Source organism: Segatella copri, assembly GCF_026015625.1.
Classification (GTDB): domain Bacteria; phylum Bacteroidota; class Bacteroidia; order Bacteroidales; family Bacteroidaceae; genus Prevotella; species Prevotella copri_H.
Genome location: NZ_JAPDVG010000001.1, coordinates 3,710,038 through 3,725,904, shown reverse-complemented (window position 1 = coordinate 3,725,904; position 15,867 = coordinate 3,710,038). Strand labels below are relative to the sequence as shown.

The following is a 15,867-nucleotide window of genomic DNA, read 5'->3' as shown; positions in this document are numbered from 1 at the left end:
TATATTAATGTATAAAAGAATAAGAATTATGAAAAGATTAGCATTCATCATGATGGCATTGCTCCTGGCTCTGATGCCAGCAGCAGCACAGAATTATCGTGACAGCAGATATTACAACAAGCAGACGGGGCATCTCGACTACCGTTACAACCACAACTATGGCAGCCCGTATTACGGATTCCGCATCGGTCCTGCCTTCACCTTTGTCAATTCCGACGATTCCCGTCTGGATGGTGGCGACTGGCAGACCGGCCTGAATGTGGGCGTAGTAGCCGGCATCCCATTGACCGACAGCGCCCCACTCTATCTCGAAACCGGACTTTCGTATATAGAGAAAGGTGGCAAGAAGGATCTTCCTGAAGGCAAGAAGATGACCTACGATCTCAACTATCTTGAGATTCCAGCCGTACTGAAGTACAAGTACGAGGTAGACGACCACTTCTCCCTCCAGCCTCAGGTAGGCGGCTATTTTGCCATTGGTGTAGGAGGCAAGATCAAGAACTTTGCCGAGCGTGAAGCAGAGAGTTCATTCAAGGATGCAAACTTCCGCCGCCTTGATGGTGGTATCCGCATCGGCTGCGGCATCGGCTACGACATGTTCTATGCCGATCTCACCTACGACATCGGTCTTGCCAACATCTGCCACGACAGTTTCGACAAATCGCGCAATGGAGCCCTCCAGCTCAATTTCGGAGTTAACTTCTAGGAAACCTCAGCCGTAACCCAGTTCTTGAACTTCACGGCAGTAGAAAGCTTAGAGCCGAGAACCAAAGCATAGAAACCGCTCTCGTTAACATAGAGCATCTGTTGGGCACAGAACTGCGGTTCTCCTTTTTTAAAAAACTACCCATGCACCCTAAAACAGGGGGCATGGGTAAGACCATCCGTATTCAGTATTCAGTTATTCAGTTTTTTTTTAAACCCTTACATGGATAAAGGGTTTGAAAACCCGGAAGAAAGGGATTGGTTATTTTGTAATGTATTTTTATATTATATTATATATATTAGATATAGATATATAGATAGTATATAAACTTTACTTTTTAAGGGGGTAAAAAGTAACCCCTTAAAAAAAACTGAATAACTGAATACTGAATAAGGTGCTGTGTTTTCTTCTCTTTAACTCTATGTTTTCTCTTCTGAAAAAGTATGAGTTGCGGGGCGCAAAACGGCGAGTTAGGATTTTTAACAGGTTTCGATTGAAAGCGTGCTGAAAATCGCGCCTTATCACACGCTGAAATTTGGTGGTATCGGGAAATTGGCGTATCTTTGCATCGTCGTTCGAAGAAAGGCTGCACTCGACAAAGCGCGCCCAACCAAGTTAACATTTAACACTTAACATTTAACATTTAAAAATATGAAAGTAAATACCTGGAAAACGATTTTGCAGATTGCAATCTCCTTCCTCACAGCCATCGCTACTACGCTCGGAGTTACCAGCTGTAGCCTTTAAAAGTAAAAAGGTAAAAAAGTAAAAAGGTAAAAAAAGCCTTAACCCCCTCGCGCCCCCGTCCCCAGCGATTCCATCGCTGGTCCCCTCAAGTCTTGAAAAATAGCCCCCGGTGCATCACGCATCGGGGGCTATTTTTACCCTTTTTCTTTTTTACTTTTAATAGAGATAAAACCGCAAAACGCGGTAGCAAGGTGGATTAGCTCATTGATTATCAATCAAATATTTATTTTACTACAGCCATAATAACTAAACATTTTTTAAAACATCATCCCAAAATCTTACTTAACGGTAAAAACAGGCAATCTGACGGCAAAAAATCACAAAACAGACACATATAGAAAGATAGAAACTCTAAAATACTACACCTTTCTACTAAGAACTAGGTATTTTACACTATTTTCGACAAAAAGGTACAAAAAAAATGTTTAATTTTAAAAAAAAATTGTATCTTTGCCGCAGAAAGAAACATTCCGCATTATTACTAAATTGAGTTTCATGGAAAGACAGAGAGAGAATTTTCTTATGACGAGAAAAGTAAATCATAGCGTTACTGTCGGATTGGCTGCCCTTGCTTTATGCTCGGTGTCGGCTAATCTCATGGCTGCTGTGAACAACCCCGAGATAGCCCGAGAGGTTATCTTACCACAAAACGAAAGTTTAATTGGATACGTTTACGACCAGGATAAGAATCCGCTGCCGGGGGTTACCGTAAAAGTGGAGGGAACACAAATCGTAACCGTTACGGATGATGAAGGCCGTTATTCCTTCAGCCAGCCTATCAAGCGAGGTGCTAACGTAAAATTTTCGATGCTCGGCTTTAAAACTAAGCGAGTTGTTTATAAAGGTCAGTCGACTATCAGTCCGATGCTCGAACCTTCTGCTACCTCGGTTGGCGAGGTGGTGGTAGTGGCGCGCAGCAACATCAACGCTATCGACCTGCGTGCCAAATCGGGTGTGGTAGAGAATGTGGATATGAAGCGCGTAGAAGCTAAGCCGATGATTGACATGGCACTGGCACTGCAGGGTGCCGTGCCGGGCCTTGTCGTTACCAATACGGGCGATTTGGGTTCTGCTCCGAAGATCCGTCTGCGCGGAAACTCTTCGCTCCGACAGGGCAATGCAACCAACGAGCCGCTGTATGTGATGGATGGTCAGATTATCTCTGCCGAGACATTCTATAACCTGAACCCATCTGACATCAAGGACATGAAGGTGCTCAAGGATGCTACAGCCTGTGCACTGTATGGTGTGAAGGCGGCTAACGGTGTGATTGAAATCACATCACAGCGTGGCCATTCGGGTGCTCCACTCATCAACTACAGCACCAATATGGGTGTAACTACACGAGGCCGAAGAGGCCTCAAGATGATGAGCTCTGCCGAGAAACTGGAACTGGAGAGACTCATCGGTAACGTGGAGACTCCTGGCTACAGATACAGCGAGGATTACTACCGCAAGTACTTTGCCGACAATCCGAATCTGGCAAGCATGATTGCCGATGGCCAGAACAAGCTCGATTCTCTGAGAAATATCAACACCGACTGGTTCAACGAACTCCTGCGCAACAGCTTTTACCAGCGCCATAACCTGAGTCTGCGAGGCGGCAATGAGCGAACCACCTATTTCCTCTCAGCCAACTATTCCTATCAGGGCGGCCGTATCGAGGGAAATGACAAGCAGCGTATGGGCATCCGACTGAATGTAGACCAGAAACTGGGAAAGATTGGTTATGCCATGCTGGGCGTTACGGGCTCTTATTCGAAGACCAATACGCCTAACGGAACCTCAAGTGATCCTTCTTCGCTGATTTACGAACTGAACCCTTATGAACAGAAGACAGGCAAACTCTGGTCGTATCCGGGACAGACCTATAAGGACCTGATGAACCAGTACAGCGCCGAATCTACCGACAAGGAGTTTGGCGTGAACGGTAACATCACCCTGAACCTGCTTCCAGGACTGGATGTTGCAGCTGTAGCCGGTATCGACTTCGTACTGGATGAGTCACACCAGTTTACACCTTCTACAGCCTACTCTGAGACCCATAGCGGTGTGCCAGAAGTGGCACGCGGTATCTATTCGAAATCCAAGAATACCACCACCAATATCTCTGCCAACGTGCGTGCTACCTATACCCGTACGTTCAATGAGATTCACGACCTCACCTTCAGTGCCAACATGGATTATTATGATACCAACATCGATAATCTGAGCACTACCGGTTATGGCGTAGGAACCCTGAACTCGGCAGCAGCCATCAACCAGTCGCTCACCGGCTCACGCCGAGTGAAGATGAGCGCTCCTAGAGACAAGAACCGCCAGTTGGGTATCGGTGGCGTGCTGGGCTACAGTCTGCTGAGCACCTACGACCTCTATGCTACCTACAAGGTAGATGCCTCTTCGGTTCTACCATCAGACAAGCGATGGAACAAGGCATGGGCGGTAGGTCTGGGATGGACACCATCCAACTATGCCTTCCTGAAGGACAACAAGGTGATTTCACGCCTCAACTTCAAGGGCTCGTATGGTATCACAGCCAATCTGAACGGAGTTTCGGCTTCTACCACAACAGGAACCTTCTCCTACTCCACCAATACCTACGAAGACCAGCGCGTACTGGAACTTATCTCCTTATATAATAAGGACCTGAAACCAGAGCAGAACAAGTCGGTAGACCTGGGTATGAGCATGGACCTTTTCAACCGCATCACGCTGGATGTAAACTATTACAACCGCCGTACCGAACAGGCTTTGCTCGATGTGCCAATCCCTACATCTGTAGGCTATTCTACCCTGAAGCGCAACATCGGTGTGCTGGAGAACAGAGGTATAGAGCTGGGACTGAGTGCCAAGATCATCGATACCTACGATTGCCGACTCAGCATCGGAGCCAACCTTGCTTACAACGACAACAAGGTGCTCGACCTGTATTATGCCGACAAGATTTACACCACCGAAGATGCACTGGTTCCAGACTATGAGGTAGGCAAATCATACGATATGCTCTACGGACCTACGTCGCTGGGCATCAATCCGCTCACCGGTTATCCGGTATTCCTGCTGCCAGACGGCACAGAGAAACAGGCTACCGAGGCACTTACCAAGGACGATGTAGTGGCATTAGGCCATCTCACACCACCTTATTCAGGTACCTTCAACCTGAGTTTCTCATACAAGTCGTTCGACTTCGATATGGACTTCTACTACGTTCATGGCGGAATCCAGCGTTTCAACTACTCGTATGTGAGAGACAAGGACAATGTGAACAAGAATGCCGTAGCCGGACAGACCGATAAGATGTGGTTCAAGCAAGGCGATGAGAACAAGACCTACTGGACACCGTTCTACACCTCATCCACCGCAGAAGACAACATAGCACTCTATCCAAACTCACGCACCGTGGGCAAGAGCGACTACCTGCGCCTCTCTATGGTGAGCATGCGCTACCGCCTGCCAGCCGCTACCCTACACAAGATACTGCCATTCATGCAGTATGCCACCGTAGGTTTCCAGGCATCCAACTTCTTTACGTGGACCTCGTATAAAGAGAGCGACCCGGAAAGCGGAACCCTTGCCGGCACCACACAGCCAATTTATACATTCAATTTGAATCTTACATTCTAGGAGACAGAAAAGATGAAGAATATCAAGAATATCATCAAGAAGGCACTACTCTTCACGGGCAGCACCCTGCTTCTGGCAGCCTGCTCGCTCAATGTGCCACCACCAGACCAGTTTTCAGACCCCGATGCCATCACCGATGTCAACACGGGGCGCTCTCTGCTCACCTCCTGCTATCTGAGCTATCCGCATCAGGAGTATGAGTTTTCGCTCCTGGGCAACGACTTCTGCCCTACCAACCTCTCGGGAAAGGATGTTGAAACCCAGAACCTCTACAACTGGCAGGACAAGAACATCAGCAACCTCTCGTCAACCGTATGGCCGGCGTATTACACCTGTATCTCCAACTGCGATGTACTCCTGGAGCGTATCGACAAGATTACGACCGAGACCGCAGCCGATTTGCAGGAGAAGCAGGCTATCAAGGCAGAGGCGCAGCTGCTGAAGGCAATGTGCTATTTCGACCTGCTGCGCATCTACGCCACTCCATACGATGAGAATCCGGAGGCCGACGGCATCATCATCAAGAACATGTTCGGTTTCGAAACCAATGGCCGCAGCAGCAAGAAAACCTGTATCGGCATGATCAACAGTCTGATAACAGAGGCATCAGAAGTGAGAAACCAGCCCTCAAAGAACGGATGGTTATCGCAGACCGCAGCCGATTATCTGCTTGCCGAAACAGCACTCTATATGGGCGATTACAAGAAAGCAGCCGAATATGCCGACGATGTGATAGAACAGGGCGACGACAGCAAGATAGGCGGCGAAAGCTACTCCCGACTCTGGCGCACCGAGAGCTATGGCGGCAGAATCTTTGCCTTCAACACCCAGAACAGCTATTATGTCGCCATCGAATACGACAGCTCTGAAGGCGACTATTATGCCGTCAATCCGGCATTCACCTTTACGGATGAGGATGTACGCGCGAAATATACGCTCTATCCGAAAGACCAGAACGGTAAGACCCGCAACCTGATGGGCAAGTACAACATGATGAACAAGCAGGGCACCCAGCCTAACTACATCAACCGCATGCGTTACGCCGGAGCCTACTTCATCGCTGCCGAAGCCTATGCACGCGATAACAACGAACAGATGGCACGCGAGCGCATCAACCATTACCTGCAGCTGGTTTCAGCCGATCCTATCGCAGATAACACAACGGGCGATGCGCTGGTTCAGGCTATCCTGGCAGAGAAGTACAAGGAATTCGTAGGCGAAGGCAGCAATTACTTCGACCTGAAGCGAACCCACGCAGACTTGAACCGTGTGTCGGCATGGGGCGGAGCAGCCACAGCGAAAATCAGCAAGGACGATTACCGCTGGAACTTCCCTATCCCTGCTTCGGAATATAAATATAACAACAATGTGACCCAAAACGACAAGTGGCCAATTAACAGATAATATTAACATTTAAAATAAAGAGAACAATGAAGAAATTTAAATTCATACTTATGTGTATGCTCGCGATGCTGACAGGTTTCAGCGCATGCAGCAGCAGTGATGACAATGATGGCAAGCAGATGACCAACTATGTATCGATTTCTGCAGCCGGAAACAATATCATCAACGAGGATGATGATGAAGAAGTAAAATTCAACATCCTCATCGGTAATACCCTGACAGCAGACGCTACCATCAATCTTTCGCTCGAAGGAAATGATGACAATGTGGCTACACTCACTCCTTCTACCATCGCGCTGAAGGCTGGTGCCAAGACTGCATCCTTCACCGTAAAGTCGAACAAGAAGAGTCTGCTCAAATCAGATCGCGTACTGACCGTAAAGGCAACTTTCTCTGATGCCAACATGAAGACAGACGGGAAAGCCGTAACCCTGACCATCAAGCCAGACTCCGACATTCCTGTCCTCACGGCAGAACAGCAGAAGCTCATTGAGGGCTACAAGCAGAACCTCAACATCGACCTGACCAAGATTCTCGGTAAGGTAAAGGTAGATACCAAGGTTACCTTCAATGACGATGACAAGATTGATATCAACGACAACAAAGATACCCGTTCTTTCAGCGGCGTTACCATCATCACACTGAGCGAGAAGGCTACTGCCGACAAACCTGTATTGAAGATGGTTTCAAATGCAATGGGTATGGCTGCGTTCAACTATGAAATGCTGAGAAAGAGAACCGTAGAAGATGCAGAAAACTGGACACAGATGCCATACGGTAAGGCTGTTATGGAGAACATCAACTACGATTACAATAAGGAAACCTTCACCATGACACTGGATGGCATCGAGGTAAACCCGGCAGATATGACCCTCAAGTTTACAGGCAGCAAGGTAGATTTATACGGGGAAGAGATTACTACCGTTCCATTCGACTATACCTTCTCAGCATGGGACCGTCTCAAGGCTATGGCTGATGCAAACAAGTCGTTTGAAGTAGACGAAGGAGATACCAGGACCAATGTTCCTGTACAGGAGATCATTGATGGTGGCGGTTCGCTGAATCCTTATTCATTCTTCGACAATACCGATGTCGTAGCAGACGGAGAAGCGACAGATTATAAAAACATCTACGTTGCTCCAACAGGCAAAATCGACTTCACCAGCGGCAAGATGACCTTCGCCTTCCCTTGGTATCTTAATGATACATACGGATGCCAGCGGGTTGAAGCAACCTATACATTTGGTAATTAACAAGCATTTCACCATCTAATGCCGACATTATGTATAAAATAACAAAACAATTATTCCTATTAGCACTGCTGGCAGCTTTCTGTCTGCCGGCAGGAGCGAACAAAGATTCTAAAATAAACCTTCCACGGGGAACCGTGGAAGGCTACCTTGATAACGGACTCCACTATATCATTATGCCCAATGCACTGCCTCGCCACGGCATAGAGATGCGACTGGTGATGAAGGTAGGTTCTCTGCAGGAGAACGACCAGCAGAAAGGTGGCGCTCACTTTCTGGAGCACATGTCTTTCTCGGGTACCAAGCACTTTCCCCAGGATGCATGGGTAGATTATTTCGAACGGCTCGGTATGAAATACGGACGCGACATCAATGCCTTCACCGGCTTCGACCGTACCATCTACTGGCTCTCACTGCCGGTTGCCGACTTCGGAACACAGGTAATGGACAGCACCCTTCTTGCCGTACGCGACATTCTCGACGGGGTTTCTTTCGAACCTCAACTCGTAGAGCAGGAACGTGGCGTCATCAAGGAAGAACTGCGCGGCTACAGCACGGGCGATGACTTCTACAACCTGAAGATTGGCGACGGAAGATACATCCAGCGCATGCCGCTGGGCACAGAGCAGGATATCGAAACCATCTCGCGCAACCAGTTGCTCAACTATTATCACCAGTGGTATCTGCCTCAGAATGCCTGTCTGGTGGTGGTAGGTAATGTAGATGCCCAGGACATGCAGAAGCGCATCCAGGATACCTTCAGTTCTATAGCCAAGGGCCAGCCTACTCCGCTGGACAAATATCCGCTTACCTATAAGAAAAGTATCACCCTGCACGAGGTGAAAGATACCGTAGGCACCAGTTCCAAACTGGAGTTCATCATCCCTCACGAGGGTGTGGTAGGCAACACCATCGCTTCTACCGCCCTGAAAGAGCAATACCGACTGCTTATCGCGGCTATCAGCAAGCGACTGGCAGCACGGGGTATCAGATGCGACATCAGCGATGCCTGGTATCTCGCTACCCAGAACCACTTCTCTTTCTCTGTAGAAGGCAAGGGTAAGCAGGAACTCAAGGAGAAGATGACCCAGGTGCTCGGTGCCTTCGCTGATATCACGAAAAAAGGATTCGGAAAAGAGGAACTCGCTGACTATGTAACCGAAAAGGTGAACAGGATGAAGGCGGATACCATTGGATTCCAGTCGGGTAAATGGTGTGATGACTTCGTAGATTACATCATCTCAGGCGACCGCTATGTGGCATGGGACGAGGATATGGAAAAGGTAAAACTTCTGGTAAGCAACACCAGCAGCAGCCAGCTCCAGAAACTCTTCAAGACCATTCTGAACGAAGGTAAGCAATCGCTCCTCGTAGCCTACCAGAACAACGCCGGGAAGACTGAATCCTTCACCGAAAGCGAGTTGCAGCAACTTTGGCAGCAGGGACTGAAGACCCGCATGCCGGCTTATACCTACCAGCGCAAGGAAGTAGAGGAAAAGCAGCACGTTGACATACCAGCCTGTCTGTCTGCCACCCACCCAGATGCCAACGCATCTATAGTAAGCAAGCGCAAATACGAGGATATCGGAGTATCGGAATATCAGCTCGCCAACGGACTGAGACTGGTGATGCGACCTACAACCGACAAGGACAGCACCATCTATATCGCCATGCACGGACGTGGAGGCGTAGGCGACCTCAGCAAGCAGGAATATCCGCTGCTCAAAGACGCCGTAAGCTATGTAGACATGGGCGGTCTGGCACATATCAATACCGACCAGCTGACCAAAGTGATGCAGGCAGAGGGACTCTCTATGAGCGTAGGCATCGCCGACTACTGGCACCAGGTGCTCGCCTCAGCCCCAACCGACAAGGCACAGGAACTGATGAACCTGGTTTACGAGAAGATTACGGCTCCAGGCAAGTCATACGAAGATTTCAAGGAAGTACGCGATGCGGAAATCGAGAGATTCGGCAAGGAAACCCTGCTCGAACGTCTGCTCAAGCGCGACATCAACCGCAGGCTCTCCAGAAGAGTGGATTCGCTGGTGTGCAACATGCCGGCAAACAGCGGTGTCAAAATCCAGAAGGAAGACCTCAACAGGCTCAATCTGGATTCCATGACCAACTATTATACATCGCTCTTTGCTAACCCTCAGCAAACCACGCTGATTGTTACCGGCAACATCGATGAAGAGCAGGTTCTGGGCACCATCGTCAACACCTTTGCGCGCCTCAAGGCATCAGCCCACATGACCCGTTTCGAGGACAAGCCAAGCAACATGCCGAAGAGTCCTTACAAAGAGGCTTTCGAAAACGACGTGGAGACGCAGACCGTGCTGAACTACATCTATTCGGGCAACTACAAGCCAGGACTCCGCCAGTCACTCATGCTGAAACTGATGCGTGATGTCATGCAGAACCGCCTGCTGAGCATCCTGCGCGAGAAGATGAACATTGTTTATTCTCCATACGCCGACCTCTACTATGCCGGAGTGCCTCAGGCTAAATACAACTTCTGGCTGGAGATTGCGCTGAAGAACGAGAACCGCGACAAGGCTATCCAGGCACTGGACGGAATCATCAAAGAGCTGCAGACCAGCAGAATCAGCGAGGGAGAGCTCAACAAACTGAAGATGTCGTTCCTCGTTACCAAGCGCAAGTCGCTCTCTGATGACGCACCGGCAGAATGGAAGAACATCCTCACCACCCTCTTGCAGAACGGCGAGAGTCTGGAAGATTTCGACAACTACAGCAACTGCCTGAAGAGCATCACTACCGAGGATATCCGCAAGGGATTCGAAGAGTATGTGCGTCCTGAGCGCGTAGCTCTGCTCTATAAGGGCAACCCATTTTAAACTTTAAACAACCCAAAGAAGAAAAGATATGAAGAAGATATTATGGATGGTCATGCTCATGATGAGCATGACTGCCTATGCACAGAAGACACCTGAGATATACCGTATTTTCGATGCAAAAGGCAAGGAAGTTACTTACGAGAAAATGATCAAAACCGTAGCCGCCAGCGATGTGGTGTTCTTCGGCGAAATTCACAATTGCGTCATCAGCCACTGGATGGAGCTGAAGGTATTGGAGTCGCTGGCTGAGAACAACAATAAGCTGAAGGTAGGTATGGAGATGCTCGAAGCTGACAACCAGCTCATCATCGACGAATATACCGGCAGCGTAATCTCATCCGACCGCTTCGAAGAAGAATGCCGTCTCTGGCCTAACTACAGTACCGACTATGAGCCATTGGTTTACTATTCCAAGCGCCATCATCTCCCGCTGATAGCAACCAACGTGCCTCGCCGCTACGCCAATGTGGTAAAGGAGAAAGGTCTCGCCTATCTCGATTCACTCTCAGCCGAAGCCAAGCGCTATCTCCCGAAGTTGCCTATCAAATATGTGGAGAATGAGAATGCCCAATCAGGCTTTGCTCTGATGGGACTGATGGGCAAGGCTAAGGATTCAAAGCCAGAACTGATGGCACAGGCTCAGGCTATCAAGGATGCCACAATGGGCTGGTTTATCGCCCAGAACCTAAAGAAGGGCGAGCAGATGATTCACTTCAACGGCACCTATCATTCTGACGCTAACAACGGCATCATCCCTTATCTCAAGGAATATCGTCCTAAGACTACCGTCAGCACCATCAGAGCAGTGCGTCAGGAAGAGATTGACAAGATAGATGAAGATTATCTAGGACTGGCAGATTTCTATATCTGTATCGCAGAAGATATGAATATGTCATATTAACCCATCAAAATACGCAACAAAAAGCCCCTGGTGTGTTCTTACATCAGGGGCTTTTAACATTACGGGGGACCAGCGATGGAATCGCTGGGGACGGGGGCGCGAAGGGGCTAAGGCTCTTTTTACTTTTTTACCTTTAAAAGCCCCTTTTTACCTTTAAAAGCCTTTTTCCTTAAAAACTCCTTAAACTTTGCTACTCTCTGCAATATTTTTAGTAACTTTGCACCCAAAAGTTAGTATACAAGATGAAAATAGGAATTATCGTTGCGATGGACAAGGAGTTCGCGCAACTCAAGACATTATTGACCGAATCGCAGGTTGAGAGAAAAAACTATAAGGACTTCGTTATCGGAAAGATAGGCAATAACGAGGTGGTGATGCAACAATGCGGCATCGGTAAGGTGAACAGTACCATAGGTGCCGTGGAAATGATTGACAACTATCACCCTGACCTCGTCATCTCTTCTGGCGTGGCTGGAGGCGCTGATATCAACCTCAACGTGACTGAGGTGGTGGTGGCAACCAACTGCGTTTACCACGATGCCTACTGCGGCGAGGAATGCGAATTCGGACAGATTCTGGGCATGCCTGCTTCCTTCAAAACACCTAAGGAATATGTGGAGAAGGCACTCGCCATCAACAACCTGCCGGGCAACAAGCACCCGAAAATTCATGCCGGTCAGATTGTGAGCGGCGAATGGTTTGTAGACAGCAAGGAGAAGATGCGCTCTATCCTGGAACACTTCCCTCAGGCGATGGCGGTGGATATGGAGAGCTGCTCTATCGCACAGACCTGCCATATCTACAAGACGCCTTTCATCTCCTTCCGCATCATCAGCGATGTACCGCTGAAAGATACCAAGGCACAGCAGTATTTCGACTTCTGGGCTAAAATGGCTGAAGGCTCTTTCAATGTTACCAAGGCTTTTCTCGAAAGTCTTTAGAAGTGTTGAATGTTGAGTGTTGAATGTTGAATGATTCTTCACTCAATATTTAACACTCAACATTCAACACTCAACACTCAACATTCAACATTATAAAAAAGATGAATAAGATTCCAAGTTTTACAATCAATCACAATAAGCTGCTCCGCGGCATCTACGTGAGCCGTAAGGACGAAGTAGGCGGAGAAGTCATCACAACATTCGATATCCGCATGAAGGTGCCTAACCAGGAGCCTTGTCTGCACAACGGTGCCATCCATACCATTGAGCATCTGGCTGCCACCTATCTGCGCAACGACGAGGAGTGGAAGGACCGCATCATCTACTGGGGACCGATGGGATGCCTCACAGGCAACTATCTCCTTATCAAGGGCGACCTGGAGAGCAAGGACATCGTAGAACTGATGAAGCGCACCTTTAAGTTTATCGCCGATTTCGAGGGTGAGATTCCGGGACAGGCGGCAAAGGACTGCGGCAACTACCTGCTCCACGACCTGCCTATGGCGAAATATGAAGCCAGAAAATATCTGGATGAGGTGCTCTGCTGCATCAGGGAAGAAAACCTCATCTACCCTACCCAGGATTAGAAACAAAAAAAATATGGCAAGCTTACCACTTAAGCTTGCCATATTTTTCTTTATACCAAAGTTGCCAGCCATTGACCAGATTCTGCCATACTACATAGGCTCCCGGTGCTACGGCAGCAAGAGGATTCAGGAAGGTGAGGGTGAGCCAGATGCCCACTACCGTATTCTTCTGTCCCAACGCCTGACCGGCACTGATACTCGCACCGAAATGCCTGCCTACCGCCTTGCCGATGGCAAACTGGAGGAGACATACCAGCAGCGGTACAAAGAGCAGCAGAAGCATCGTTACGCCCGATACCTCGGCATGGAGCATGTTGCGAACCGTTTCGCCCATCAGTATCGTGAGGTTGAAACACCACATATAAAAACCCAAATCCTTTACATTCTTCACCTTATCCACCCATTTTGGCAGGAACCGGCGGCTCAGCAAGGCAAGCAGCAGAGGCACCACCAGCACGGTAGTGACATTGCGGAACACCATCGCACTCATCATGAGGAACGATACGTCTGCCCCCTTCTCTACCATCGGGAAAAGACTCGGAATGATGATTATCGTAAAAATGTTGGCGATGACCGTATAGGTGGTCAGCGAACCGATACTGCCGCCCAACTTCTCCGTAACCACAGCCACAGCGGCTGCCGTAGGACAGATGAAGCAGATGAAGGCACCCTCGAGAACCAGTTTGGTACTGTAATCTGAACCGAACTCAAAGATGAGCACCACCATCATCAATGCCAGCGAGGTACGGATGAGCTGGAGGATGAAATGCCACGCCTTAGGCTTCATCTCCTTGATTTCTATCTTACAGAAAGTAACATAGAGCAGGGAGAACAGCACCACCGGCATCAGACTTACCAACCTCGGACCACAATAATCGCCAATGGGCACCAGGAAGGGCACATTGGCGAATATCAGGTAGCCCAATGCTCCCATAACCAGGGAGCAGGGCAATGAAAACTTTCTAAAAAATCTCCACAAAAACATTTCTGTTTAGTCTTTGTTGCTGCGCTTGCGCTTCAGGTGATCGAGCTCGATCTTGCGCATACGCATGTTCTTTGGAGTTACCTCTACGTACTCGTCCTCACGGATATACTCCAGGCACTCCTCAAGACTCATCACGGTCTTAGGAATGACGCGGGCCTTATCGTCAGAACCGGAAGCACGCACGTTGGTAAGCTGCTTAGCCTTGGTTACGTTCACTACCAGGTCGTTTTCGTGAACATGCTCACCTACAACCTCGCCGCCGTAAACCTCCTCACCCGGGTCGATGAAGAACTTACCACGATCCTGCAGCTTATCGATGGCGTAAGCAAAGGCTGTACCGGTTTCGAGCGCAATCATGCTACCGTTAGAGCGGCGGCTGATTTCACCCTTGTATGGCTGATACTCCTTGAAGCGGTGAGCCATGATAGCCTCGCCCTGAGAAGCGGTAAGCACGTTGGTACGCAGACCGATGATACCACGTGAAGGGATATCGAACTCGATGTCTACACGCTCGCCCATGTTCAGCATAGAGGTCATATCACCCTTGCGGCGGGTTACCATATCAATCATCTTAGAGGCAAACTCCTCTGGTACGTTGATGGTCAACTCCTCTACAGGCTCGCACTTCACACCGTCAATCTCCTTATAGATAACCTGAGGCTGACCTACCTGGAGTTCATAGCCCTCGCGGCGCATGGTCTCGATGAGTACAGAGAGATGGAGCACACCACGGCCTGATACAATCCACTTATCGGTAGAATCCTCGTAAGGCTGTACGCGGAGAGCGAGGTTTTTCTCGAGCTCCTTGTTCAAGCGCTCCTGGATGTGGCGTGATGTACAGAACTTGCCTTCCTTACCGAAGAATGGTGAATCGTTGATGGTGAAGAGCATGCTCATGGTAGGCTCATCGACAGCGATTGGAGGCAGTGGCTCAGGATTCTCGAAGTCGCAGATGGTATCACCAATCTCAAACTTTTCCAAGCCGATAACGGCACAGATATCGCCAGAATCTACATGATCGGTCTTCTTGTGGCCCATACCCTCGAAGGTGTGGAGTTCCTTAATCTTGGTCTTCTCCTGGGTACCGTCGCGGTGGCAGATAGTAACGTTCATGCCGTCCTTCAATGTACCACGGTGAACACGACCTACGGCGATACGACCAGTATAAGAGCTGTAATCGAGAGATGTGATAAGGAGCTGTGGAGTACCCTCGAGCTGCTTAGGAGCTGGGATAACCTCAATAATCTTATCGAGCAGATAATCGATATTGTCTGTTGGATGATTATAGTCCTCGCCCATCCAGCCGTTCTTGGCAGAACCGTAAACTACTGGGAAGTCGAGCTGGTCTTCTGTAGCATCGAGGTCGCACATCAGGTCGAACACCATCTCGTACACCTCTTCAGGGCGACAGTTAGGCTTATCTACCTTATTAACAACAACGATAGGCTTCAGTCCGAGCTGCAATGCCTTCTGGAGCACGAAACGGGTCTGAGGCATTGGACCCTCGAAAGCATCGACGAGGAGGAGGCATCCGTCTGCCATGTTGAGCACGCGCTCAACCTCACCACCGAAGTCAGAGTGTCCAGGAGTATCGAGGATATTAATCTTAGTACCTTTCCAGTTGATAGATACATTCTTTGAGAGAATGGTTATACCACGCTCGCGCTCCAAGTCGTTGGAATCGAGCACTTCGCCGCTGTTATCCTGGCCGTCGCGGAACAGCTTACCGGCGAGCATCATCTTGTCAACCAATGTAGTCTTACCATGGTCAACGTGTGCAATAACTGCAATGTTTCTAATGTCTTGCATTTTAATTTTTACCTTAAATACTTAAATTTGGGTGCAAAATTACAAAAAAATCCCG

At 48.9% G+C, this 15,867-nt stretch carries 12 protein-coding genes; 9 read left to right on the top strand and 3 right to left on the bottom strand.

The window, feature by feature from the left end; translation table 11 throughout:
* The first annotated feature begins 28 nt into the window (after positions 1 to 28).
* The gene (locus ONT19_RS15450) at positions 29 to 706 is read left to right on the top strand and encodes a PorT family protein (RefSeq protein ID WP_264953277.1); all 678 of its coding nucleotides are present in this window, start codon (positions 29 to 31) and stop codon (positions 704 to 706) included.
* On the opposite strand, the gene ONT19_RS15445 is transcribed toward ONT19_RS15450, so the two are convergent.
* Positions 703 to 804 (bottom strand): BRO family protein, encoded by a 102-nt coding sequence (locus ONT19_RS15445; protein WP_153091287.1) that lies wholly within the window; start codon positions 802 to 804, stop codon positions 703 to 705. The two genes, ONT19_RS15450 and ONT19_RS15445, sit on opposite strands and share 4 nt — an antisense overlap.
* A gap of 553 nt (positions 805 to 1,357) precedes the next feature.
* Between ONT19_RS15445 and ONT19_RS15440 the strand changes: the two genes are divergently transcribed.
* From ONT19_RS15440 to ONT19_RS15405, 8 genes are all read left to right on the top strand, one after another.
* A complete protein-coding gene (locus ONT19_RS15440) occupies positions 1,358 to 1,453 on the top strand; it encodes a smalltalk protein (RefSeq protein ID WP_153083472.1) in 96 nt (31 codons plus the stop codon).
* 597 nt (positions 1,454 to 2,050) lie between these two features.
* The gene (locus ONT19_RS15435) at positions 2,051 to 5,077 is read left to right on the top strand and encodes a SusC/RagA family TonB-linked outer membrane protein (RefSeq protein ID WP_264953425.1); all 3,027 of its coding nucleotides are present in this window, start codon (positions 2,051 to 2,053) and stop codon (positions 5,075 to 5,077) included.
* Positions 5,078 to 5,089: 12 nt separating this feature from the next.
* Positions 5,090 to 6,481, top strand: a complete 1,392-nt coding sequence (locus ONT19_RS15430) for a RagB/SusD family nutrient uptake outer membrane protein (protein ID WP_264953276.1) — start codon at positions 5,090 to 5,092, stop codon at positions 6,479 to 6,481.
* Between the two features lie 26 nt (positions 6,482 to 6,507).
* Positions 6,508 to 7,734 carry a DUF4929 domain-containing protein gene (locus ONT19_RS15425; protein ID WP_264953275.1) on the top strand — a complete coding sequence of 409 codons (1,227 nt, stop codon included), beginning with the start codon at positions 6,508 to 6,510 and terminating at the stop codon, positions 7,732 to 7,734.
* Positions 7,735 to 7,763: 29 nt separating this feature from the next.
* A complete protein-coding gene (locus ONT19_RS15420; RefSeq protein ID WP_264953274.1) occupies positions 7,764 to 10,589 on the top strand; it encodes a M16 family metallopeptidase in 2,826 nt (941 codons plus the stop codon).
* A 28-nt stretch (positions 10,590 to 10,617) separates the two neighbouring features.
* Positions 10,618 to 11,490 (top strand): ChaN family lipoprotein, encoded by an 873-nt coding sequence (locus ONT19_RS15415; protein WP_264953273.1) that lies wholly within the window; start codon positions 10,618 to 10,620, stop codon positions 11,488 to 11,490.
* A 242-nt stretch (positions 11,491 to 11,732) separates the two neighbouring features.
* Complete coding sequence (locus ONT19_RS15410; RefSeq protein ID WP_264953272.1) at positions 11,733 to 12,431, top strand: 5'-methylthioadenosine/adenosylhomocysteine nucleosidase; 699 nt, start codon at positions 11,733 to 11,735, stop codon at positions 12,429 to 12,431.
* Positions 12,432 to 12,532: 101 nt separating this feature from the next.
* The gene (locus tag ONT19_RS15405; protein WP_117587516.1) at positions 12,533 to 13,018 is read left to right on the top strand and encodes an S-ribosylhomocysteine lyase; all 486 of its coding nucleotides are present in this window, start codon (positions 12,533 to 12,535) and stop codon (positions 13,016 to 13,018) included.
* 22 nt (positions 13,019 to 13,040) lie between these two features.
* On the opposite strand, the gene ONT19_RS15400 is transcribed toward ONT19_RS15405, so the two are convergent.
* Both ONT19_RS15400 and typA read right to left on the bottom strand, forming a co-directional pair.
* Entirely contained in the window at positions 13,041 to 13,952 is a 912-nt protein-coding gene (locus tag ONT19_RS15400) for a transporter (protein WP_437183780.1), read from the bottom strand.
* A 57-nt stretch (positions 13,953 to 14,009) separates the two neighbouring features.
* A complete protein-coding gene (gene typA / locus ONT19_RS15395) occupies positions 14,010 to 15,812 on the bottom strand; it encodes a translational GTPase TypA (RefSeq protein ID WP_144151912.1) in 1,803 nt (600 codons plus the stop codon).
* Positions 15,813 to 15,867 lie beyond the last annotated feature (55 nt).

Excerpts from the sequence above, each read along its gene's own strand:
- ONT19_RS15450 (WP_264953277.1), top strand. The coding sequence starts at position 29 with ATGAAAAGATTAGCATTCATCATGATGGCATTGCTCCTGGCTCTGATG.
- ONT19_RS15445 (WP_153091287.1), bottom strand. The coding sequence starts at position 804 with ATGCTCTATGTTAACGAGAGCGGTTTCTATGCTTTGGTTCTCGGCTCT.
- ONT19_RS15440 (WP_153083472.1), top strand. The coding sequence starts at position 1,358 with ATGAAAGTAAATACCTGGAAAACGATTTTGCAGATTGCAATCTCCTTC.
- ONT19_RS15435 (WP_264953425.1), top strand. The coding sequence starts at position 2,051 with ATGGCTGCTGTGAACAACCCCGAGATAGCCCGAGAGGTTATCTTACCA.
- ONT19_RS15430 (WP_264953276.1), top strand. The coding sequence starts at position 5,090 with ATGAAGAATATCAAGAATATCATCAAGAAGGCACTACTCTTCACGGGC.
- ONT19_RS15425 (WP_264953275.1), top strand. The coding sequence starts at position 6,508 with ATGAAGAAATTTAAATTCATACTTATGTGTATGCTCGCGATGCTGACA.
- ONT19_RS15420 (WP_264953274.1), top strand. The coding sequence starts at position 7,764 with ATGTATAAAATAACAAAACAATTATTCCTATTAGCACTGCTGGCAGCT.
- ONT19_RS15415 (WP_264953273.1), top strand. The coding sequence starts at position 10,618 with ATGAAGAAGATATTATGGATGGTCATGCTCATGATGAGCATGACTGCC.
- ONT19_RS15410 (WP_264953272.1), top strand. The coding sequence starts at position 11,733 with ATGAAAATAGGAATTATCGTTGCGATGGACAAGGAGTTCGCGCAACTC.
- ONT19_RS15405 (WP_117587516.1), top strand. The coding sequence starts at position 12,533 with ATGAATAAGATTCCAAGTTTTACAATCAATCACAATAAGCTGCTCCGC.
- ONT19_RS15400 (WP_437183780.1), bottom strand. The coding sequence starts at position 13,952 with ATGGGAGCATTGGGCTACCTGATATTCGCCAATGTGCCCTTCCTGGTG.
- typA (WP_144151912.1), bottom strand. The coding sequence starts at position 15,812 with ATGCAAGACATTAGAAACATTGCAGTTATTGCACACGTTGACCATGGT.